The sequence below is a fragment of the Kangiella sediminilitoris genome (assembly GCF_001708405.1).
Taxonomy (GTDB): Bacteria; Pseudomonadota; Gammaproteobacteria; order Enterobacterales; family Kangiellaceae; genus Kangiella; species Kangiella sediminilitoris.
In genome coordinates this window covers 18,142-40,489 of sequence record NZ_CP012418.1, presented here as the reverse complement: position 1 = coordinate 40,489, position 22,348 = coordinate 18,142, and the positions used below count along the sequence as shown (strand labels likewise).

Sequence of the window (22,348 nt, the reverse complement as noted above, 5' to 3'; positions counted from 1 at the left end):
CGCCAAAACGATTGCTGCCACTTGTTATATATAATTTTGATTACGTGTAACCACTCTCTTTTGACCACTAAAGTTGTCATAAAACTTTTGGTAGTAACTGTAAGAGAAAGTATCTTCTCTTTCAGTATACTGTCCTATCCAGCCAATAAGCATCTCTAAATTCTCGTCTTGAGCTTGCTTGCTCTCATACTTGTGTGGTTCCCAAGGCCAGGCCTTCGCACTTGATATACATACCTCGACTGGCAATTTCATGAATATGATTTTAGTCGATTTATCTTCAACCAGCGCCAGTAAATCGGTATAGCAGCCTTCGATCACCCAGTGTTTGTTTGAATCTATAAACTCCTGAATATCCCTCCATGACTCTTCGACGCTAACCTGCTCGGGAGGAACAGTAGGCTTCGAGGCCTGCGTATCGGGTTTGGCTGGTAAGAACAGCCTTGTTTTTTACAAACAGGTACCAGCGCTAGAACTTTACTCATTTATTAGTCGAAAAAACTCATTACTGCCCCGATATCCAATTTTATAATGAAAGTATTGTACAGGCTCTTCGTCCGAACTTCTCTCTACGAACATTTTTACAACTATTGGCAGGGAACTTTCTATCGTGTAGCTCAGGTAGGCAGCATTCACTCCGCAGTTGCCATATACGACAGAATCTTTATCAATCACTTCTCCTGTGGACGTGTCTATTTCCATATACCAAAATCCTCGGTATGCTCCACCACCGCAATGTCCGTAGGGGTTTCCGCCATAACCCTGATATGTTGTAAAAAGATATTGACCTATCCCGAATTCATCCAGCGTATAGGATATTAGTTCCTCCACAGAAACCTCCTCATCACTTAAATCATTCGGAAATTTTTTAAGGATGCTCTCTATGAAGGATTTTGAAGAATACTTTCTGAAGTTTAAGTAAGAGCTTTTTAACTCACCTATTCTTGATCGATAAGCTCTCTTGAGGCATGTAAGATCGTCACATTTATTTCGAGTAGAAAGCCAGATTCTCTGCGATTCTTTGAGATTAGGTTTTATTAATTTGAATAAATATCCAGAATCGGATTGGTTCAGCAGTGTATACCATTCACTCAATTGTTCATCCATGGTTGAGACTTCTTTGCTACCACAAATCATTTTTTCTACTTCATTCAACCCTGCTATATCGCAGTTAAATGAAGCCGAAAACGCAGATTTACTTAGTACGAACAGGAGCAGATATTTAGCTATGATCCTCATAATGACGCCAGAAAGGGCGCACCTTCAGGTACGTCCTTTTGCTGCCCTTGAAACCACTTACACACCTTCTTTACCACATAACATTTTAAGTGAGTAATGACGGCCAATAAAAAGCAAAACAAAAACGATAATATATCCAAAGAGAATGCTGATCCAATTTGAAAACATATTTGATTTACGCTCATAGTAGCTTTTGAGGTTGTACTCTTCGGGACCAGAGTAGATGATTTTAAGCTCCTCAGCCCCCTTATAATTTTCCTCAAAAGTATCTTCTGGAATCTCCAAGTTTAGTGTTTTCCTGGCTCCATCTACCATCAGTTCTAAGTCAACAGAGTAATCTGTATATTTTCCGTCTTCAAGAATTTGATTGGTATCGATAACGCTGGCAACAACCTCGCTGTTATTAGCAATTATGCTTTTAGCATCGCTGGAATTCATATAATTGTTAAAAATGGACACAGACACAAATCCAACAAATATCAACCACATTAACGCTGTTAAAGTCTTCCACTGCCCAGGATGATTTTTCTTACAAAGTTCCTCAAAACTTGGTTTATCAAGGTCTATATCTTCAACATCTTTGAGCTCTTCACTTAGTTTTTTATTCATTCTTCCCTCTTCAGTATTTAAATTTTTATTTAATATTATATATCCCGGATATCACCGATAACCTTATGCTTTTAAGTTATTAATTTTCTTATCCGTTTTTACTACTAATACCAAACAAATCGGACACTAATGTCTTATTTGTTCTAGGCGATACTAACAAAACCATGAGGCTAGGAAAAGAAAAGCGATCTTAATTTTAGTAGCCTGTTCACCTTAATTTTTTATAGTTAATTTAAGCGTGTTTGTGCGTGAGTAGACAGGGTCTAATAATTGGGGGCAAAGTATAATTTATTTCTGCTGAAACCTACTCTCCTCACTAAGAGTGATAATTATACTTTGACTCCATTTATTTCAATTAACCTTCATATTTTAAATTAGGCACTCTTTCCATTACGTACTCAAACGCCTCATCTGATATATTCGTATCCCACAATGACACATATTTCAATTTTGGTAATTCTGCCAGTTTCTTGAATCCTTCATCTGTAATATCTGTGTCTTCTATCCAGACTTCCTCTAGAGATGTAAAAGTTGCAATTTTCTCCATTGAATTATCTGTAATTCTTGTTGAATCTAGGTCAATACATCTGAGCTTCGCTAAATGCGGGAGCTGAGAAATACCTACATCTGTTACCAGAGCATTCTCAAGACATAAGCATATTGTTTCTTCTGGAACATTGCACATATCCTGATCCGAACACTCACTTGCGTCGAAGAATCCTGGCTCTTCTCTAAGCTTGAAAATTATTACGTCACTCATTTCTCTTTATATGTATAACGCCCAAAGCAGCGGCGCGCGTTAGCGCGTCCAGCCCGAAGGGCGATGTTGCCTTTGCTTGTTAAGTGTTGTTTGTTCAAACTAATTCCATTTTAATTTCTGATGGCTGAAAAGTAGTTAGCCACTTTGTAATACCTTGCTCGTCACTACACTCAATATCGTAGCCCAAGAATGGGTCAGTATATATTTCTACGATAGTGCCTATATCTCCAATTTTTGGGGAGCTATAGCCTATGCCAGAGCCACAACCCTTTAACTTTTCAGGATTGTGGATCTCTAGAACTTTAACTACGTCGTATTGATTGAATTCCATCTCTAAAGACACTTAACGTCGCCATAAACGGCGCGAGTTTACGAGCGTCCGGCGACCGTAGGGTGCCAAGTTAATGGCTTTGTTAAAAGCTTTCATGTAACTACTTTAAGGACACTTGCGCCAATTGAGATACACAATAAAAGTAAGCCGATTCCAAATGATGATATTACCCACCAAAACAACAACCAAGCTCTCTCCCCTAACGTATTCGCAATTATTCGGAGCGGTTGCAACTCCAATTCTGACGCACCATCTTCTCGTTTTCTCGCGACCTTTGCTGTAATACGGAAATCTCGTAAACGATTTACAATACAAAAAAGGCCAAGCGCAACAGATATAATGAGCGAAAAAAGTGATATGCTAAACAAGCAGTTTTGCCAACCTGAACTCTGAAAGTTATCTTTCAGCATCAAAGAAAGCTCGAAGCCAATTGCTGCGACCGCAAGCCCCACAATTAAGTTTAATGCATAGCCAAACTGCTCAATAGTTCTGCCTTGCCATCGGTTAGACGATTCCCGATTCGGTTTTTCTTTGTCTGTCGTAGTCATGGCATCCCTTTAACGCCATGCGAACCGGCCGATTTGGAGGCGCAACCGCGCCGGAAAAGCGGTCCGCTTGCGCTACTGGTTAACCCCCGGTTCGTAGCTTGCGCTCATAGCTAGCTGAAAACTTCCCAGGCCTGGTTGTGCTTTTGAAACCACTACAGTCATTACCTCTTGGCCTGAAGATGTATATTGATAGTGAGTAGTGGTTAGCTGGCCTTTTTCTTTGGTTTGAGTTTCTACATTGTCGAAATGAACCCAACCTTTCTCTTTAAATGCGTTCTGCCACCGTGAGAAGGCTTGGCTGGCAAAATCCTGATTAACGTCTTTGACGAACACGCTACATAGTCCGCTTGGCTCTGCCACTAAGAGGTAACGCACGCCACTGTTATTGACAGAATACACTCTGCTATCCGGCCCTCTGGCAAAGCTCCCTGCCATTGAGTTTGGAACCACGTCGAAATCGTTTTTATCTATCCAGTTATTGAATTTATCTTCCTTTGGATAAAATTTTACGCACGCATTCCAAAAGAGCATGACGGCGCCTTCCGCCACATATTTATTGGGATTGAAATCCTCTGCAGACACACGCGCCACAGACATACACATTAAAATTATGATCAGTATTGATCTCAACTCTCTCTCCAAATGGGTTAACGCCAATGTTCAGCGGCGGCTGAAAGCCGTCCGGTGGAGGCCCTTTAGGGCCGTAACGAACTGGAATGACTGGTTAGGTGCCTTTGTACAGGCCCACCGTGCAGTCCGTCGGTCTCGTTGAGTTCCAAGCCTCAACCAGCAACGGCTTGGCCTTTCTATGCCAAAACTCAATTTTCTTTTTGTCCCTACTATCAACCTGCCCCTGCAAAAAAGTGCAGCTCTCGATGTCAAAGCTTGCATCAACGTTTGGGGATTTCACATGAAAATGAGGTGGCGGGTGTTCGTTGGAGTAAACCTCTATTTTCAGACCATTCACCCGCGTGACGAGCTGTTTGATCTCGATGAGAAACATTTCACCATCTTCTTCCCAAACATTACATGGGTTATGGAGAATTGCCTCTAACCAAGCGGCATGATCCTCAAACGAGCGCAATTTATCTGGATCAACATTGTGAAACCAGGGCGTCTCTTTGAGCTTTTCGATAGGCATCTCAGATAGCTTCATCCGTTCTCACCTAACGCTTGCGGTAACCGGCGCCGAAGCGCCAGCAGAGGGAACCAAAAGCGCCACGCTTTTGGCGTCCGGTTGACTGCCTTGTTAGTGGCTTAGGCAACCCCCACCTCTTTGATTCCTGGCTCCTGGTCAAAAAGCCCTTTGAAAAATAGAAAGCAACCGTCGGAATCAGTCATCTTGTTTTGACCAAACAACTTCTCTTTCAGGTTACGGTGTTTATGGACCTGAAAGACCCACTCGATTTCTGATGTCGAATCGTCACCTTTTTCAAAAAACGCACATGCTCCGATCAGGTAATTGTTGCCTTCATATTCAAGCTCACTAAACCAGCCCCAATCCTCTGCATCCGGCTCCGTAATATCTATCCTGCCTTCGAGCTTTTTCCTCAACCATTCCAGAAGTGAGAGCCCATATATCGGGTTTATGGGATTCTCCTTTTCCTTTGAGACATCAAACATCGATGTTTTGAAATGGATCGCCTGATTCATAGCTCTCCTTCGCCACTAACATAAGAATACGGCGCATCGCTCGTATCCTATTGAATTTATTGACTTTGTTTTTTGATGTTCCATTTGCTCTGAAATACCCCTATAAACCGAACCTACTTGATTGACGTATCCTCTTGCGATTTCTTTGTAGTTTTTTAGCTCCGATCTCCTACAAGCTTTATAGTACATTACTATAGGGTGAGTTCAACTTTTTGTTTACACTAGTTTTTTTCGAGCAAACGGAACTTGCCATGGGAAAATCACCTTTTATACATTCCATTAGGAATATCATGAGAGCTAATCATTATAGCTTTCAAACGGAGAAGAGTTATCTTTACCGGATAAAAGACTTTTTCGCTTTCATCAACTGGAACACCCACAGAACTTATCTGCTAAGGATGTCAGTGCATGCCTTTCGCTATTCTTTCGCTACACACATATTAGAAAATGGTTACGATATTTGAACTGTTCAAGAACTTCTTGGCCATAAAAATGTTGAGACTACTCAACGCGTCTTTCCAGACTCCTGTCTTCCCAAGACACTCGCACATCCATGTACGTCTTACACTCACGTTATGAACAAAGGGGCTAATGCAGTTAAAAGCCCTCTTGATAATTTATAAATTTAATAAGGATATTTATGTCACTCGCTATTGTTTATTCGCGCGCTGGAATGGGAATCGAAGCGCCGCTGGTTACGGTTGAGGTTCATTTATCGCACGGTCTTCCCAGCCTTAATATTGTGGGTCTGCCGGAAGCGGCAGTTAAGGAAAGTAAGGATCGGGTTCGTAGTGCCATCATTAATTCCAACTTCGAGTTTCCGGCCAGACGAATCACTATTAACCTGGCTCCCGCTGATCTTCCTAAAGATGGAGGACGGTTTGATCTGCCTATCGCGCTGGGCATTCTGGCAGCTTCAGAGCAGATACCTTCAGATAAGTTGTCTCAGTATGAATTTATCGGCGAGCTAGCTCTGACGGGCGAGCTGCGCCCCGTTAAAGGCACCTTGCCTGTGGCTTTGTCCTGCACCGAGGCTAACCGAACATTAATCGTCCCTAAAGATAATGCTTCAGAAGCTGGGTTGGTCCCTTCCAACAAAGCCCTTCTTGCTGAACACTTACTCGAAGTTTGTGCTTCTCTATCTCAAAGCCAGCCGCTCGCTGCATGTCAGCCAGATACCCATCTCAATGGTCACTCTTTTGATATTGATATGTCCGATGTTATTGCGCAGGAGTCGGCTAAGCGCGCGATGACCATTGCCGCTGCTGGAAAGCACCATTTAATGTTTATTGGACCGCCCGGTACCGGTAAGTCCATGCTGGCCTCTCGCATGCCGACCATTCTTTCTTCCATGAGTGAGTCTGAAGCCAAGGAATCTGCGTCGATTTATTCGGTTAGCCATCTGGGCTTTGATAGCTTATCGTTTTTTAACCGCAAGTATCGCGCACCCCACCATTCCTGTTCAGCCCCAGCGCTGATTGGTGGCGGCAGCCAGCCCAAACCGGGAGAAATTTCTCTGGCGCACAAGGGCGTTCTGTTTCTAGATGAACTGACGGAGTTTTCTCGTCAGGTTCTGGATAACCTACGCGAGCCTTTAGAAACCGGAAAGGTGACTATTTCTCGCGCTGCTCATCAGGCAGAGTATCCGGCGGATTTCCTATTACTCGCGGCGACCAATCCCTGCCCCTGCGGTCATTTTGGTAATCGAAAACAACACTGTCGCTGTACTCCCGATCAGATCCGCCGTTATCTAGGAAAAGTTTCCGGGCCCCTGCTCGATCGGATCGATATGCAGGTTGAAGTGCCTTTATTAAGTCAGGAGGAATTATTACAGGGGAATCCTAAGGGAACGGCTAATAGCGAAGCCATAAAACAACAAGTTGAAACCGCGCAACAGATCCAGCATCAACGTCAGGGTAAATTAAATGGTCAATTAGAAGCGTCTGAAGTCGATGATCATTGTGCATTATCCAACAATGCCAAAGCCTTACTGACCCAAGCTTTGGATCGCTTTAAACTTTCTGCCCGCTCTTACCATCGTATTTTAAAAGTATGTCGCACCATTGCCGATCTTGAACAGTCGACATCAATAGAGCAGAAGCATATTAGCGAAGCCTTGAACTATCGTAAAATGGAACGGTACTTGTCACAGTTACCTTAGCTTTATTTATTGTTCATAAAAAAAGGTAAAGCAGATTATCCACTTTACCTTTCTGTTACTACCTTACTATCTTTCTTTTTTATACCGGACAGATAGGTACTGGCTCAATTTTCTGCGTTTCTCTATTGCCCTTCTTTGGCTCGTTGGTTTTATAAAGACCACCGTCCAGACATTCTGAACTGTCCTGGTAATAAGCCAGTCTTGGATAAGAGAAACTACTACAACCCGCCTGATTACACGCGCGTACTTTAAAATAGGTGCTGCTTGAAACGTAGACGCTTTTTTCTGTTGTCGGAGCATTTACGGTCGAGTGATAATAGTATGTTCCGGTGCTCGATGTACCACTACTTCTGTAGATTTGATAGTAGTCGGCTCCTGATGAAGCATTCCAGTCCAAATGATTTGAACCGTTACTGTATGAGCTAATATAGAACCCTGAAGGCGTACTCGGCTTTACCACACCATTACCACCATCGATACAGGTATATCCGTATGAGTGGAAGAGCTCTTCGATTTTAGGGCCCTCTACTGGGTGAGCACTCACCAGGTCCTGGCCAAAGTCACAGGCAGTATAAACATCCGACTTTAATAAACTGAATATTGGATACAGCTCATTTGATTGTGACAATAGTAAGTTATCTCTGATGTAACCTGAAAAACTATTCGATATTGGTATACCCGTTGTCCCGGCTCTTAATCGGCTGTAGTTGTCGTAATCACTATCAACGATATCCCAGAAAATTCCATGCATAAACCAGCTGTCAAATTCCGTCCTTGTCTGAGTCATAGGCACCGTATACATATCGAAGTTATTCATTCTGCTCCGCGTAGTCGACGGGCTCAGCCAAGACCAGCCATTTCTGAAGCGCTGGTTTACACTAAGCATTGCTTTGGCTTCTACAAAGTTTGCCCATCCTTCCGCTAACGATATTTGTTTCGCTGCTGTATAAGATGGTTCGCTGCCGTCAACGTAGGAATCACCATGCGCAATGCTATTGCTCAACTCAGAAGCAACCAGTTTTGCCCAGTTCCATGCTCCTGCCTGTACCGAGTGTGAATAATGAGCAGATTCATGGAATACCACCTGTTCAATTTCGTCGGTACTGACTTTCCCTGATGTACGATTAAAATCTTTTAACCCAGTAAACAACATGTCCGGCTGTAATCGACCCGGTAGTAAATTGATTGCAAAAGACGCTACTTGATTAATAAGTACATCCCAAGCAGTCGATTGACCTATGCCTGCTACTGACGAAATGGTTGAAAGGTGTCTGTGTGTATAGAACATCGGGGTTGATGCACTACCACTACCATTCTGCCAAACCCATACATTGGCTCCTGAAATAGGTCGGTTGATGCCGTTAGCCGCTGCAAAATCATTATATTTTACCAGGCCATTGTGAACGGTTCCCTTATACCAGAGTCTGTCATCACCAAAATAAATGTTTTTGGTTTTACCGTTTGAACTTCGAGTTATTGTCATTAGATGATCAGAAACCCTGATACCTAACATCTCATTCCATGATTTTCGGATCGTTGCGATGTTACTTTTCCATTTAGCACGAATCCGTACCTTGCCGCGATAACGCTTTGGCGCAACAAATCGGCCATTATCATCGGTATGAGTATACCGCCACCAGATCCCGCGACCGATACTGATCTTAGCCTGTCTTAGTGGCTCCATCGCATTGGTGTCGGTATTCTGGATCATGACATATCCAGTGGGTCGGTAACGCGAACCAAACCAGCCTGCAATCTTCATCTCAGCACTATCGGCCGTTGATAATATCTGTGGGCCTTCAGGTTCTTCCGGCGCTACCATCTCTTCCTCCGAACAGACTATTTCACTGTCGGGGCATCCTGCTTCGTTTTCCCAGCCAGCGGCTTCAAGAGCTAATGTCTCGACTTCATACTCTTCCTCCGTTGGATGATATAGCTGATCTAATACGACGTAAGGCAGGCCCTTTGGCATTACGTAGTCTACCGGTATCACCGTATAAACAGGATGGTACAAGTCGGTTTCGCTGACAGGATTAACATAATAATCACCCTCATTCACAATTTCATGATCCAGTGGGTAATCATGAAGGACAATGCTGCCGTTGGCGTCACCATCTAAATCATTCATCATGATCAGGTGGCTTTCATCTGTGGGGTTAATTCTGATGTACTTATGCGTGGGCAGAAGAATCGTTCTCGCCGACAATGTTGAATCTTTATTCAGTGTATTGTACTGACTAAAAGCTTCCTGCATATTGGACAACGAATAAGGGTTATCCAGTTGTTCACTAATGTATATGCGATCCTGATCGGAAGCCTCCAGTTGCCGTGCGGCAAGTTGCTCCTGACTAACCGCGGCCATCCCTTGGCTTGATATTGTCACTGACAATGCAAGCAAGAGCTTTTTCGATAACTCTTTCATTTAAGTTCCTCTAATAGTGATGTTCCAAATAGGAGATGTGAAACTAGCACTTCAGAGGAACATTAACTTACCCGTTAGTTAATGAATGCTCGATATTTAGTTAATGTTTATATCAATCCCTCAAGAATCAGTATACTTTTTATCCAACTTAAAAATAGTTCACATTTTTTTTGATTTCTAACTTTTGCTCAGAATAAAACACTGTCCTGTTACGTCACCTTTGTGAATGTTTCAATAACAGAGAGGTTTATTATGACAATTTTTAAATATTCTACTTTATTCCTGGCAATGACTTTTTCTGCCCAATCTCTGCTTGCCGCAGAAGCTGATGCAGATGCAGATGCACAAGCAGAGGTATCAGCTTCCGCAGATTTAAGCACAGCCGTCGCAGCCACGCAGACAGTTGACGAGCAGGCGAATGAATCTGCTGAAACAGGTATTCAAGCAGCATCTAACGCTACTTCACAGGCCCAGGCCGTGCTCTCAAGCAGCCAGGAAGAAGCCGAAGAAGAAACTTCATCTATGGAAAATTCAGCCGAAGCTAACGGTCGTTCAGGACTGACAGTCGCTGCAGACGCGATGAACAATGCGTCAGGCAGTGCGGATGGAGCTGCAGAACTGGGACTTTCCACCGCTGCCGATGCTCGTGCTAATCAGCAGCCTACAGAAGATCGTTCTGATGAAGACGAAGAAGCAAACGATGGCCTTTCAGTTGCCGGCGAAGCCACTCAGCGTGTTTCTGCTAACGCGAATCAGGCTGCCAGTACAGGCGTTGAAGCGGCATCAAATGCATTAGATACAGCTGAAAATACTGTCAATGATGTCTCTGACAGTACTGATGCGTCTGCCAATGTTAATATTGGTGCAGAGGTTTCTGCCAGCGTTAAAGATTCGGTTGAGACTAATGTTGGTTCTGCTATCGGTGCAGAAATTAAAAGCTCTGTAAAAGACACAGTGGAAGAAAATATTAAAGATTCTGTTAAAGATAGACTACCTATCGACCGCTAATCATTTATATTCAGGCCAGCGCTCAGCTGGCCTTACTTTTGATTCTATTGGAGTGACCTATGAAGATTTCTTTGTTAACACTTACTTTACTGACAGTCTGCCAGCCAGCTCTGTCAAAGATAAAATCTGATTACGAAGGGACGATTGAAGTTGGCGCCCTCTATAACTCTGAACTAGTGGTGGAAGAAATTGATCAATACAGCCCAAGCGGAGATACCGCCCGCTACCTTTCCCTCGACCTCGGAGGCGAATGGACATTTGACGATCGTTTCAACGCCAAGGCTGGGTTTAACGTTTCAGACAGTGACTACCATGATAGCGATACGTTTGATTTAACTCTTCAGAGAATCTACGGTGATCTCTCTTACGAATTCACTGAGCTTACCATTGGTGTCAGTCAGCATGACATTAATGCAGAGCTAGCCGATAATGATTTTCTTGATATGAGTCGAAGCAGTTTCTATCTATCGAAACTTTTTAACAACAGTATCTTTGTCCGTACGGAAGCCATTAACATCGATAAAACTTTTGATACGTTACCTGACCGTAATGCGGACAATGACGCTATTGGGGTAGACACCTATTTTTTCTATAACCAGGCAAAAAGCTTCTTCTCTGTAGGCTACTCGTCTGAAAAAGAAAGAGCTTCTGCATCCGAGTATAGTTATGACGGTGATAATTATCGTGCGACTTTCTCCAATAAATTTGGTGGAGAACATAGTCAACGTATACAGCTTCAATGGCGCTACTATGACCGCGATTACAAGAGTGAATTCCCTGTTATAAACACAGCCCGAAGTGATAGCCGAAATACTTTGAAGTTAGTGTGGGACTTTTACTTTACCCCTCAGTTTGCTCTTTCATCAACTCTTGAAAACACGGAGTCCAGTTCTAATTTTGAGTCCGCTGACTACACAGCAAATGAAGTCAGCTTATTGTTTAGAGTCGAGTTGTAGCGTAACTCGCAAGACTGGGAAACTACCCCCCATAGCAAGGATGCTTACTACTTCAGTAGCCCGTAACCAAATACCATATCCTTACCTGGCTCACCTAAGTCCATGACTTTTTCCTTTAGTTTATTTACAACTTCTTTTTTGCTATCACCGGATTCCAAAGTACATACCACCTGTGATGCCACTACCGGTGAAGCAATTGACGTACCACTTTCATATCCATATTGTTCATCCTGCCTCGCTGTTTTAACCGCTACTCCTAGTGCCGCATAATCGATATAGTCACCTTGGTTTGCCCATCGGTAGATTCTTTTATTTTTATCTACGGCTGTGGCTGTAATAACGTCATCATAAGCGGCAGGATATCTTGGCGATGCAGCAGGCCCCTGATTGCCTGCGGCTGCGATCAAAAGAACATTATTTTTTGCCGCCTGCCTGATGCCCATAGCTAATATCGGGTTGTCTGGTCCGGTTAAACTCATATTGATCACAGAAACATTTTTTTCAACTAACCAATTTAATGCCTGTAGTAAATGCATCAGGGTTGCGCCCTGAGTATAGTCATTACGAGGATAAAATACAGATGCGGCATACAACTTTGCTTTTGGTAACAAAGGATTTAATTGCTCATTCCCCACCAGCAGACCCGCAACCGCAGTGCCATGCGCCTTAGGCACTACTACCTCTTCCGGCATAAAATTTTTCTGAGTGATATCCGCATCCTCAAGTGCGATATGGCTACCCTCAATGGCAGTATCGATCATTCCAATTGTCACATTTTTCACACAGGCAGGACTTTCAATCGAGGCTCGATTGCTGTCACTCTTATTCGCTGTGGAGCTGCTTGCATCATAGATATGATTACGGCCTAACTGTTGGCTTAAGTGTTCAGGCAACAGTTTTTTTAGACTCTGACTATCTTGCGGCATGGGTGTTCTGAAGCGTACCAGGGTCATGCTTAAGCCATTCAATTCCTTCAATTCGATAATCTCCAGTTCGAGATCTTTCAACAGCCTGATGTCATCCTTATTAGCAATCACCAGCCATTCTCTTTCCGCGGCTCTCCAGCCATCTTCGACTTCTGTTTCTACCAGCAGCGTATTTCCTAATTTATCAAGAATTCTGAGTTTAGCCAGATCGATTGCCAAGGGATCGAGAGTTCGCATAACGCCATTATCCAAGGCTCGAATGTTATCCTCGATCTGTTCTAATGCCTGACTTGGAATCTCAGGCATTCTATCCCCAACTTTATCTATTTCTTTTGGGATTGATGGGACATCTGGAATTTGACTACCAACTTTTCCCACCGCCCGATCAGCAATATCTCTAGCACTGTGTGACTGAAGACTTGCTAAAACAAGCAAAGAGCTAAGAATGATTTTTCTATACATCTCTGATCCTGGTGGCTATATCGCTTTACTTTATAATAGATTGACGTTACAGATCCTCTATAAATTCCCAAAGTCAGGGAATAAAACTGATTTATGAAACGTCTTATAAGTATGGAGTACAAGGTATTATTAAATAATGACTAGACAGCTTCAATTATCAAAAGAACTACGGGAGCTTATCCCAGTGATTCGGCGTTTTGCTTTTTCACTGACAGGCTCTGATTTTGATGCAGATGATTTAATGCAAAATACACTTGAGCGTCTGTTGGATAAAGGTGTGCCCGATGATGCTAACCTGACTAAGTGGTCATTTAGGGTTTGCCGTAATCTTTGGATAGATGAATACCGTTCGCGTAAAGTGCGTCAAAATGCCACCGAGAACCCGGAATTACAAGAGTCAGTTATTGATGGTAATAAGATCATTGCAAACCAGATCACCCTGAACCAAGTTCAGCAGGCTATGAATCATTTACCTGAAGAGCAGCGCTCCATACTGTCTCTGGTGGTAGTAGAGGGTCTTAGTTATCAAGAAGTTTCCGACACTCTAAATATTCCACTGGGGACGGTTATGAGTCGTCTATCCCGCGCTCGTTCAGCAATGGTTGAATGGTTTAACGATCACGATATGAGGATACTCGCATGATTATTTCAGATGAAAAGCTTTGTGCTTTTATAGACAATGAACTTCCTCGTGATGAGATGGATCTGGTAAGGGACTCCATTGCAATGGATGAGGAACTTACCGATCGTATAGCGGAACTTAGTATGGTTGACTTTGCCGTGCGTGGTACCGTACATGCCATTGACGACAAGCCTATACCACAGGCCACTCATGACCTGTTAAATAAAGCTGAGAATCAAGTATCTAAAAGCAACGTCATTGCCTTCCCAGGCTGGCGTGCAGTTACCGGCAAGGTTCGCCAGTATGCCGCCGTCGCAGCTGTCCTTGTTCTGGCTCTAGGTTTATCAGTTGGGACTTACTTCATTGATGGCAACAGTAGTTATTCCGAGAACAAATTAGCCTGGGTTAACGTCGAACATCAACTTAATAAAACGCCCAGCGGTCAAACTGTTTCTATAGATAATCACTGGGACATCCATACCAAAGCCAGTTTTATGAATACCGATAATAACTATTGCCGTCTTTTTGCTTTGAGTTCTGAGTCTGCTTCTCATATGAACATTGCCTGCCAACAACAGGGAGGCTGGCAATTGCACTCCCGTATGCCCATTGAGTTATCGGATCCTAGTCAATACCAGACCGCCTCTGTTGACCCAGCACTAGATCAGCTAATAGACTCAATGATTCAAGGTCAGTTTCTGAACCAGGCGCAGGAGATTCAGGCAATCAATGCTCAGTGGCAACAGTAGAATATTATGAAATATTTATTGCTTATTTTTTCCATTATTGGGCTGGTAGGTTGCGGAGCCCGCTATCAATATGTTCCCGAATCATTAAAGGGTTCGGGACCCTACCATGCACAGGTTAGTGATAATCTATTTCGTATCCATTATAAAGTCCTTTCTGATGACCGGACTGAAGCCCGCTCGAAAGCTATTCAGCTCGCAGCCAAGCTTACCCGCGAACAAGAGCTGGACTGGTTCGTGGTATTAACCGAGCAGACTATTACTGAGCAACCGCAGAGTCCTAACTCTGACACCATTATCCGTCTTACCTGTGGGGAAGCTCAGTGCCAACAGACGACATATTCCAACCCTTCATTCCATCGTCAGTTTCCAAAAGATGCTGGCAAGAACACATCAGAGGTGATTCTTCAAATCCGTATGGGTAAAGGATTTCGTCCGCATGGTATAAAAAGCTTTGATGCTTATTCGGGAACACAGTAAAACCAACCGATTCTCCCTACAACACCACCAACCAGATCCCACCAAGCTTGCTTCATTACTGAACTAGAGTTATATTAGCAACCATTAATATGACTAACTAAGTTTCTATGAGTTTAACCGAGTACTTTTCCCAGTTCCGCAGCAAGATTATTGGTCAGGACTGTGACTATTCTAGTACCAGTAACAGCAAAGATATTCTTTATGCTGACTGGACCGCCAGTGGTCGCCTGTATCGTCCGATTGAAGACTTTATTACTAATGAGCTGGGGCCATTTGTCGCTAATACTCATACTGAAACGACGCTTACCGGAACCACGATGACGGAAGCGTATCATGATGCTCAAAAGGTTATTAAACAGCATGTTAATGCTCGAGATAGCGATGTACTTATTGCTGCCGGCTCTGGAATGACGCTAGTTATCAATAAGTTTCAGCGCATGCTGGGTTTACGTGTCCCAGAAAAGTGGCGCGAACGCCTTAACATTGCAGAGCATGAAAAGCCTTTAGTTCTGGTCACTCACATGGAACACCACTCCAACCAGACAACCTGGCATGAGTGCGAAGTCACGCTGGAAATTATCCGTTCAGATGATAACGGTCGTCCGGACTTGGCTCACATGCGCCAACTATTGGAACAATATAAAGACCGGCCAGTTAAAATAGGCTCGTTTACAGCCTGTAGCAATGTTACTGGCATTACTACGCCCTACCATGATATGGCAGAAATCATGCATGAGTATGACGGCCTGTGCTTTGTTGATTTTGCTGCATCTGCGCCCTATGTCGATATCGATATGCACCCTGAGAATCCGGCACAGCAGCTGGACGCCATATTTTTATCTCCGCATAAGTTTTTAGGCGGGCCTGGCAGTAGCGGTATTTTGATCTTCGACGATAAGCTGTATGACTGTAAGGTTCCAGATCAGCCAGGTGGCGGTACCGTTTCATGGACCAACCCCTGGGGCGAACACCGCTTCTTCGATAACATCGAAGCTCGTGAAGATGGTGGTACACCGGCCTTTTTACAGACTATAAAAGCGGCCCTGTCAATAAAACTCAAAGACGCAATGCAGGTTGATAAAATTCAGCAGCGTGAACAGGAATTGGTCAAAATCCTGCTGAATGGCTTGCGACAGCATCCCGATATTAGAATTCTTGAAGATCAGCAGGACGACAGGCTGTGTATCGTCTCATTCTATGTTCTGGGTATTCATCACAACCTTCTGGTGAGACTGTTAAATGATAAATTTGGCATCCAGTCTCGCGGTGGTTGCTCATGTGCCGGTACCTATGGGCATCTTTTGCTGGGGGTTGATCAGCTTAAAAGCCATGAAATTACTAATCGCATCGACCAAGGTGATCTGACCGATAAACCCGGCTGGGTTCGTATCTCATTACATCCAACCAATACCGATGAAGAAGCACGTTTTCTGGTAGAGTCGATTCATCAGGTTATTGAGAATGCTGAAGCCTGGTCAGAAGAGTATGACTTTGACCAAAGCTCTGGAGAGTTCCGACCAAAAAAATCCATGCCCAAGCTTAAATCGTTAAGCGACTTTAAAGCGGTTTGATTTCTTTCGGAGCAAAAGATAAAAATACTCGCAGAACAGATGCTAATTTAGAGAAAACTAAATTAGCAGATTGAAAAGTCTATTCCACTCTGCCAAAATATAGTTGATACCTTTTCTAATATAGATGTGTGCTAAATTACCGCCCATGTCGCCCTGATAACGATTATTTAGAGGAAATCGTATGGAAGTTGCATCTATCACCGATGAGATGAGCAAACACTCATCGCAGGCAGCTAAATTTCTCAAAAGTATTTCCAATGAGCAGCGATTGCTAATTTTGTGCATTCTGCATGAACAAGAGCTTTCTGTTGGAGAGTTGAACAAACTCTTACCCAACCTGAGTCAATCCGCTTTATCACAACACTTGGGTGTTTTACGTAAAGATGGTTTGGTTACTACACGTCGTGACTCACAAACTATCTATTATCAGCTTTCATCCAATGAAGCTGCAAAAATTATCCACTTATTACATGAACTATTCTGTAAGGAGAGTTGTTAATGAAACCTTGTGTTGCCGACTATCTTTCAAATATTAAAAAACAAATTAATGAAGTGTCCGCCGAAGATTTAAAAGGTGATTTACCTGAAAACGCACTGATCATTGATGTAAGAGAGCCGGGTGAAACCCAGCAGGGGATGGTTTCTGGGGCGGTCAACATTCCTCGTGGCGTTCTTGAGTTTAAGTTATTTGGTCATGACTGCGTCGAGGGTTTATGTGATGAGGATTTATTCAATAAACCAATTTATCTTTATTGTGCCACTGGTGGCCGCTCTGCCTGTAGCGCTCATACCCTGCAACAGTTAGGTTTTAAAAACGTTTACTCCGTAGATGGCGGTTTTAAAAAATGGGTAGATTGCGGCGGTGAATGTGTTACACCCTAGCACTCTCTATTTTATAAAAAAAGGCAGCTAAGTTAGCTGCCTTTTTTGTTGCCAACGCCTTTGTTAAGGATTTAGCTTTGCTAATTCCCGCTCCATCTTAAAGCCAAACTTTTTGATTACCATCATCGCTGGGCAGAAACCAGTAAACGCGGACTGAAAGAGATTTGCGCCCACAAACACCGTTAACCATAACCAGTTATGATGGACATACCAGGTTAATATCACAGACAGCAGCACCATAAAACCGGCAAAAGCCATTAAGACCCGCTCGGCACTCATTTTCTTTTCGGACATAGCATAACCTCCTAAAAGTTATATCGAACTCGAACATACGCATTGGTTGCGTCTTCAAACTGACCAAAGAACGTATGCTGTTGTTGACCATTAAAGATATTAGCACCCGCAGTAAACTGCCATTCGTCACTTAAACGGTAGTTCACGCTGGGGCGTATATAGCTGTCATCATCAGTCGGGGAATAGAAGGCGAACAAGGACCACACCCACTTATCTTTTGGAGCCCTGTAAGTCAGGCGCGTTGTGATAACATTCCTTCTCTCTTCAGGCTCGAATTGCGGAGTCGGTGAGTTTGCAATTAGTTCGTCATATTTCTGAGTCCATTCTAGATAGTATTGAACTCCAAGCGTCAACCGCGCCATCAGCTCGCTTTCATATCCAGCTAACAGCCGCCACTGTGAATTTTGGATTAAAGGATTGCTGCCATTACTATCATTGACCGAATCATGGTAAGCAGTTTCCAGGTTATATAAACCGTCCAGGACGTTACCTCGCACACTGGCTCCAAATACGTTGCGACGATAAAAAGTTGGTTCTAAGTTTGGTGTTAATCCAACTGGCTGTTTATCAAAACCTCGATATCCATAAAGTGCATACTCTGTTCCTTCGATATTTTTATAAAGCCTTAGAGCGATTTCGCTATTCCCCATATTCTCATCTGGCTCTACCGGATTAATCAGATCCTGACCGCCAATATTCTGTCCTGCTAATGGCGAAAAGAATGAATAACGTTCTCCATCAATATACCGATCTTCAGTAAATATGGGCGTCCATACTATGTCCACATTCACTGCATCAAAATAACTCGTTATTCTGATGGCATCGGCCGGAGCTTTTAGATATGTATCTTCCCTGCCAGAGAAAAATGACTTCCAGTCCTTAGGAAACATATCATTGAGAAACAGTAGATCACCTGTTCCCCATGTTGAAATTTGGCGACCTATTTTAAAGTCGGTATTACCAAAAGCAGAAAAACTTACGCTCAGCTCTCTGATATCAAGCTCGGTCTCATTGATAACGTCGTCATACCAAAGATCACCGCGGAAACTGAAATCAAAATTATCACCAGTATAATCTGCTTCCAGATGACTGCGTAATTCGCTTAATGTTTTCTTATTATCAAACCACGAATCGGTTTGTAGACGCTGCCCATAGGCGGCTTCAACGAAGCCACCCCAGAGCCAATTAGACTGCTCTTCTTCAGCCCAGTCATCTCCCCAGGCATCAAACTCATCTTCTGCAGCATTGCCTACTAAAGACAGACCTAGCATTGCCATAAGTATTGCTGGTCTAGCCATGCCGAACGATCTCTTTTTCCTGTTCATGGTTATTACTCTTTATTGAGCTTCCAGCCATTCACGAGGCGGGTTGCGCAATGATCGTGAAGTAAATACGCTTTCTGGAATTCCCACGTTATATGCTGGACGACGGAACTGCATGAACGTCTCACTACCCGTTTCCAGGTTTGATATTTTCGATTTCATCACCGTTGGGATTCCTTCAACCTCCTCAACTTCAACCACTTCCATTCTGCGGTACACCTCGCCTTTGTCATTGAAATATTCAACGACCATTGGCAGGAATGTTTCTTTATTAATACTCGACTGATAGTAAGAAAACTCCACGTTTTCCTTGTTCTTTGGCATGCTCTTTAATATATAAGCATCGTCATTTTCTTCTATCAATTCATGCGTATCTAACTCAGGGTTACGACCCGAAACATCTTCATAGAAAAAATCGGAACCAACAAAACTGGTACGTTTATCTCCGGCTGAAATTCGTTTTACTAAATCCAGTCCTGGTAAATACAACCAACGATCATCATCCCTGTCTACATGCTTGTTTACTAAAAATACCGTACCACGAACATCTGAGGGTCTACTGAAAACAACAAGAAAATCCTGATCGCCCTCGTCTACCTTATCTTTGCGTAGGATTACAAACTGACGAAGCTGCTTGTTATCATCTTTATCGACAATGATCATACGCGCATCACTTCGGCCATCGTCTCCGGCGTAATATGATGCTTTATTTGCTTTGCTCACAATCTTATCAACTGACAATGGCTCATCCCCAGCCGCTTGTGCTTGCAACACCATCAACAGGGGCATTAGCAATACTAAAATATATTTAACCATGCTCATCATAAACCTCCTTAAGATTTAAAGGCCCAACGGCGAGTCGCTTTTAACGCTACTGGGAGTAATATTAACGTTACCACTGCTGATGCAGCCATGATCGTTGCCAGGAAAAATCCTACCGTGATATACGGCACTAGCGGTGCAAATAGTAATGGCGTAAATCCAACGGCAATCACGACTGCGTTTCTACTGATAGCCGAAGCGGGCTCTTCAAACATTTTCTTAATCATGGACTTAAACTCACCGGTTTGTTTATAGATATCTCGCGAACGCTCCAGAAAGTGAATCGCGAAATCTATCGATAACCCCAGAGTTAGTGATGACAATACTGCAATCGGCATGTCGTAATCTTTACCGACCCAACCAATCAAGCCATATATAAATAGAATAGTGATACTTAATGGCAACATTGCCAGTGCACCAAATAGTATGCTTCGGAACAAAATGATCATCATCACGAATACGACTACAAAGGCACTCAACAAGCTACTTAACATGCCTTCCACCATTTCATCCTGCCATACCATGTTTAGATAACTTTTGCCCGCCCACTCAGCACTAACGTTTTCAGGTAACGGATTATCTTCAAAGTAGTTCTCAACGTATTCAACAACCCGGGTCATATCCTGGTTATCACCGCTTTTTAGCTGCAACCATATAGCGGTTGAGCTGTAATCTTTGGTTACCATGTGCCATAGATCCTGTGGACGATGTGAGGACTGGTACTGCAACAGTGCCTGTGCGACGCCCCGCTGTGATTGCGGAATGACAAAGTCCTCTGGTTCACCGCTTTTCAGCTCTCGTGTCACTGTTTTTACAACATCAGTTATGGAGTTACTTTTTCCGACATACCCGCTATCGAGTAGTGCCTGTTGTAATTGTTCTATTTTCTTCAACATCTGCGGCTGTTGGAAATAGGCCAGTGATCGCCTCGTCTCCTCAGCTTTCGCCAACAAACTATCAATGGTATCCATCTCTTTGTCACTTGCTGAGAAGATTCTGTCTTCCAGCGTGATAATGACATCATTGAGCTGTGATCCAAGATCCGAGCCACCCTCCATTATCGAAGCGATATCTTTTTTCAGGCTTGAGTCATCAAGTTCGTTGACCGCTTCCATCCACTCTGCCTTGGCCGCACTCTGATCATAGTCCAGAACTAGATAAGCGTTATAGGTTCCAGCAAAGTGATCGTTCAACACACGATCTGCTACACGAATTTTATGATCTTCCTTAAACCAACGGACAGGGTTATCGTTAATTTGAATCTGATTAATGCCCCATAGACTCAGCGCCACGATTACGACAAAGCCAACTGTGACCAGCTTGCTTAGAGCCAAACTTTTTTTGCCAACTTGTGGCAGTACTTTCTGCAACCAGCTTTGCTTGTCGGAACCCGACTGCAACGAAGCTAAAGCCTTGGGTTTGAGTGCACATAAATATGCTGGAATAAACACAATGGTTAACAGGAAAGCAAGCAAGATACCAAACCCAACATAAGCACCAAAGACCTGAACCGGCGGGATCGGTGTTAATAACAACGAGAAGAAACCAATGGCTGACGTAATACTGGTATATAGCATCGGGGTAAACAGGTGACCAACAACTTCCTTAACCACCTCTTTACGATCGCGCCCTTGCTTATAACTATCTGCAAATTCCGACATGATATGAATCGAGTCCACAACAGCTATCGGCATTAAGAAAATCGGAATCATGGAGCTCATGATATGTACTGTGAAGCCCATACCTATCAGCAGTCCCATTGTAATGATCACTGTCGCCATGGCGATAATCATCGGTGCTGCAACGAATTTCAGATTACGGAAGAAAAACCACATCAGAACAAAAATCATCAGTGCCGCTAACGGCGCTGAAATTCCCATCTGTACAAACATCTGAAATCCGAACGTATCTTCTGCTACCGGTAATCCGGTTATATGATATTCGTCCTTTGAATCAAGACCGCCAATTAACGTCTCTATTTCCTGAGATATTCGGTAACTCTCGTCTTTATTCTCTATTGGGACGTAGATTGCCGCAGCCTTCTCATCCCCGGAAACTAACGTTTCCTGAAACAAAGGGAGTCGCTGCACGTCCTGACCAATTTCTTTTGCCTGCTCCATCGTTTCTGGTGGTTGTTTCATCATCCACTCAAAACGTATGGTGCCAACCCCTTCCTGGGTAATATTATCCACCGTGGATAACGACATCATATCCGGCTCTATTACACCTTCAATGTCTGCAATACCCTCGCTCAATGTATGTAACGCCTGTAATGAATTTGGACTAAAGATACTTTCTTCATTTACTGCCCCTACCACAATAGCGTCATAAAGATTAAACCGATCCTTTACTTCATTGTGAAACACACGCGCAGGCTGATCTTCAGCCAACATATTCTCAGGATCTGTATCCACCACAATACCTGGTATCATTGCACCAGTAATCGCAGTGAGTAAGAGGGTTATGATAAAAACCCACTTTGGTTTTTTTATTGATAAGGCTAGCAGTGATTGTTTCATAATACGTTCCATTAGAAA

24 protein-coding genes and 1 pseudogene are annotated in these 22,348 nt (G+C 43.3%); 10 read left to right on the top strand and 15 right to left on the bottom strand.

The window, feature by feature from the left end; genetic code table 11:
- Positions 1-24 precede the first annotated feature (24 nt).
- The 9 genes from KS2013_RS00195 to KS2013_RS00155 all read right to left on the bottom strand — a co-directional run bounded on the left by KS2013_RS00195 (position 25) and on the right by KS2013_RS00155 (position 5,137).
- Entirely contained in the window at positions 25-318 is a 294-nt protein-coding gene (locus KS2013_RS00195; RefSeq protein ID WP_156768935.1) for a hypothetical protein, read from the bottom strand.
- A gap of 156 nt (positions 319-474) precedes the next feature.
- Positions 475-1,236: a lysozyme inhibitor LprI family protein gene (locus tag KS2013_RS00190; protein WP_068988255.1), complete on the bottom strand. Its 762-nt coding sequence runs from the start codon at positions 1,234-1,236 to the stop codon at positions 475-477.
- A 57-nt stretch (positions 1,237-1,293) separates the two neighbouring features.
- Entirely contained in the window at positions 1,294-1,845 is a 552-nt protein-coding gene (locus KS2013_RS00185) for a hypothetical protein (RefSeq protein WP_068988253.1), read from the bottom strand.
- A gap of 355 nt (positions 1,846-2,200) precedes the next feature.
- Positions 2,201-2,605, bottom strand: a complete 405-nt coding sequence (locus KS2013_RS00180; RefSeq protein ID WP_068988252.1) for a leucine-rich repeat domain-containing protein — start codon at positions 2,603-2,605, stop codon at positions 2,201-2,203.
- Positions 2,606-2,699: 94 nt separating this feature from the next.
- The gene (locus KS2013_RS00175) at positions 2,700-2,936 is read right to left on the bottom strand and encodes a DUF4926 domain-containing protein (protein ID WP_068988250.1); all 237 of its coding nucleotides are present in this window, start codon (positions 2,934-2,936) and stop codon (positions 2,700-2,702) included.
- Between the two features lie 92 nt (positions 2,937-3,028).
- Entirely contained in the window at positions 3,029-3,484 is a 456-nt protein-coding gene (locus tag KS2013_RS00170; RefSeq protein ID WP_068988248.1) for a hypothetical protein, read from the bottom strand.
- Positions 3,485-3,556: 72 nt separating this feature from the next.
- Positions 3,557-4,081, bottom strand: coding sequence for an NMCC_0638 family (lipo)protein (locus tag KS2013_RS00165; RefSeq protein WP_156768934.1), 525 nt, complete (start codon positions 4,079-4,081; stop codon positions 3,557-3,559).
- A gap of 127 nt (positions 4,082-4,208) precedes the next feature.
- Entirely contained in the window at positions 4,209-4,640 is a 432-nt protein-coding gene (locus tag KS2013_RS00160; RefSeq protein WP_068988244.1) for a DUF4160 domain-containing protein, read from the bottom strand.
- Positions 4,641-4,741: 101 nt separating this feature from the next.
- Positions 4,742-5,137, bottom strand: coding sequence for a hypothetical protein (locus KS2013_RS00155; protein WP_068988243.1), 396 nt, complete (start codon positions 5,135-5,137; stop codon positions 4,742-4,744).
- A gap of 407 nt (positions 5,138-5,544) precedes the next feature.
- Here KS2013_RS00155 and KS2013_RS12140 point away from each other — a divergent pair.
- Together KS2013_RS12140 and KS2013_RS00150 are read left to right on the top strand one after the other, a co-directional pair.
- Positions 5,545-5,760 (top strand): annotated as a pseudogene (locus KS2013_RS12140) (tyrosine-type recombinase/integrase); the annotation flags it as partial.
- A 17-nt stretch (positions 5,761-5,777) separates the two neighbouring features.
- Positions 5,778-7,298: a YifB family Mg chelatase-like AAA ATPase gene (locus tag KS2013_RS00150; RefSeq protein ID WP_068988240.1), complete on the top strand. Its 1,521-nt coding sequence runs from the start codon at positions 5,778-5,780 to the stop codon at positions 7,296-7,298.
- A gap of 79 nt (positions 7,299-7,377) precedes the next feature.
- On the opposite strand, the gene KS2013_RS00145 is transcribed toward KS2013_RS00150, so the two are convergent.
- On the bottom strand, positions 7,378-9,720 hold the full coding sequence (locus KS2013_RS00145) for a hypothetical protein (protein WP_068988238.1): 2,343 nt from the start codon (positions 9,718-9,720) through the stop codon (positions 7,378-7,380).
- 252 nt (positions 9,721-9,972) lie between these two features.
- Between KS2013_RS00145 and KS2013_RS00140 the strand changes: the two genes are divergently transcribed.
- Positions 9,973-10,728 carry a hypothetical protein gene (locus KS2013_RS00140; RefSeq protein WP_068988236.1) on the top strand — a complete coding sequence of 252 codons (756 nt, stop codon included), beginning with the start codon at positions 9,973-9,975 and terminating at the stop codon, positions 10,726-10,728.
- A gap of 59 nt (positions 10,729-10,787) precedes the next feature.
- Positions 10,788-11,684, top strand: a complete 897-nt coding sequence (locus KS2013_RS00135; RefSeq protein WP_068988234.1) for a surface lipoprotein assembly modifier — start codon at positions 10,788-10,790, stop codon at positions 11,682-11,684.
- Between the two features lie 47 nt (positions 11,685-11,731).
- Here the strand turns inward: KS2013_RS00135 and KS2013_RS00130 are convergent, their stop codons facing one another.
- Positions 11,732-13,072 carry a S8 family serine peptidase gene (locus KS2013_RS00130; protein WP_068988233.1) on the bottom strand — a complete coding sequence of 447 codons (1,341 nt, stop codon included), beginning with the start codon at positions 13,070-13,072 and terminating at the stop codon, positions 11,732-11,734.
- Between the two features lie 136 nt (positions 13,073-13,208).
- On the opposite strand from KS2013_RS00130, the gene KS2013_RS00125 reads away from it, so the two are divergent.
- The 6 genes from KS2013_RS00125 (at position 13,209) to KS2013_RS00100 (ending at position 17,373) form a co-directional block, all read left to right on the top strand.
- Positions 13,209-13,715 carry an RNA polymerase sigma factor gene (locus KS2013_RS00125; protein ID WP_068988230.1) on the top strand — a complete coding sequence of 169 codons (507 nt, stop codon included), beginning with the start codon at positions 13,209-13,211 and terminating at the stop codon, positions 13,713-13,715.
- A complete protein-coding gene (locus tag KS2013_RS00120) occupies positions 13,712-14,443 on the top strand; it encodes an anti-sigma factor (protein WP_068988229.1) in 732 nt (243 codons plus the stop codon). Before KS2013_RS00125 ends, KS2013_RS00120 begins: the two co-directional genes overlap by 4 nt.
- 6 nt (positions 14,444-14,449) lie before the next feature.
- A complete protein-coding gene (locus KS2013_RS00115) occupies positions 14,450-14,920 on the top strand; it encodes a CC0125/CC1285 family lipoprotein (protein WP_068988227.1) in 471 nt (156 codons plus the stop codon).
- 107 nt (positions 14,921-15,027) lie between these two features.
- Positions 15,028-16,491 (top strand): aminotransferase class V-fold PLP-dependent enzyme, encoded by a 1,464-nt coding sequence (locus KS2013_RS00110; RefSeq protein WP_068988225.1) that lies wholly within the window; start codon positions 15,028-15,030, stop codon positions 16,489-16,491.
- Positions 16,492-16,672: 181 nt separating this feature from the next.
- Complete coding sequence (locus KS2013_RS00105) at positions 16,673-16,990, top strand: ArsR/SmtB family transcription factor (protein ID WP_068988223.1); 318 nt, start codon at positions 16,673-16,675, stop codon at positions 16,988-16,990.
- On the top strand, positions 16,990-17,373 hold the full coding sequence (locus KS2013_RS00100; RefSeq protein WP_068988222.1) for a rhodanese-like domain-containing protein: 384 nt from the start codon (positions 16,990-16,992) through the stop codon (positions 17,371-17,373). Before KS2013_RS00105 ends, KS2013_RS00100 begins: the two co-directional genes overlap by 1 nt.
- Positions 17,374-17,436: 63 nt before the next feature.
- Here KS2013_RS00100 and KS2013_RS00095 read toward each other — a convergent pair whose 3' ends face one another.
- From KS2013_RS00095 to KS2013_RS00080, 4 genes are read right to left on the bottom strand one after another with little or no spacing between them, the layout of a single operon-like run.
- Positions 17,437-17,652, bottom strand: a complete 216-nt coding sequence (locus KS2013_RS00095) for a YgaP family membrane protein (RefSeq protein ID WP_068994206.1) — start codon at positions 17,650-17,652, stop codon at positions 17,437-17,439.
- A 26-nt stretch (positions 17,653-17,678) separates the two neighbouring features.
- A complete protein-coding gene (locus KS2013_RS00090; protein ID WP_068988220.1) occupies positions 17,679-18,965 on the bottom strand; it encodes a hypothetical protein in 1,287 nt (428 codons plus the stop codon).
- A gap of 39 nt (positions 18,966-19,004) precedes the next feature.
- On the bottom strand, positions 19,005-19,805 hold the full coding sequence (locus KS2013_RS00085; protein WP_068994204.1) for an outer membrane lipoprotein-sorting protein: 801 nt from the start codon (positions 19,803-19,805) through the stop codon (positions 19,005-19,007).
- Positions 19,806-19,822: 17 nt separating this feature from the next.
- Entirely contained in the window at positions 19,823-22,330 is a 2,508-nt protein-coding gene (locus KS2013_RS00080; protein WP_228703683.1) for an efflux RND transporter permease subunit, read from the bottom strand.
- Between the last annotated feature and the right edge of the window lie 18 nt (positions 22,331-22,348).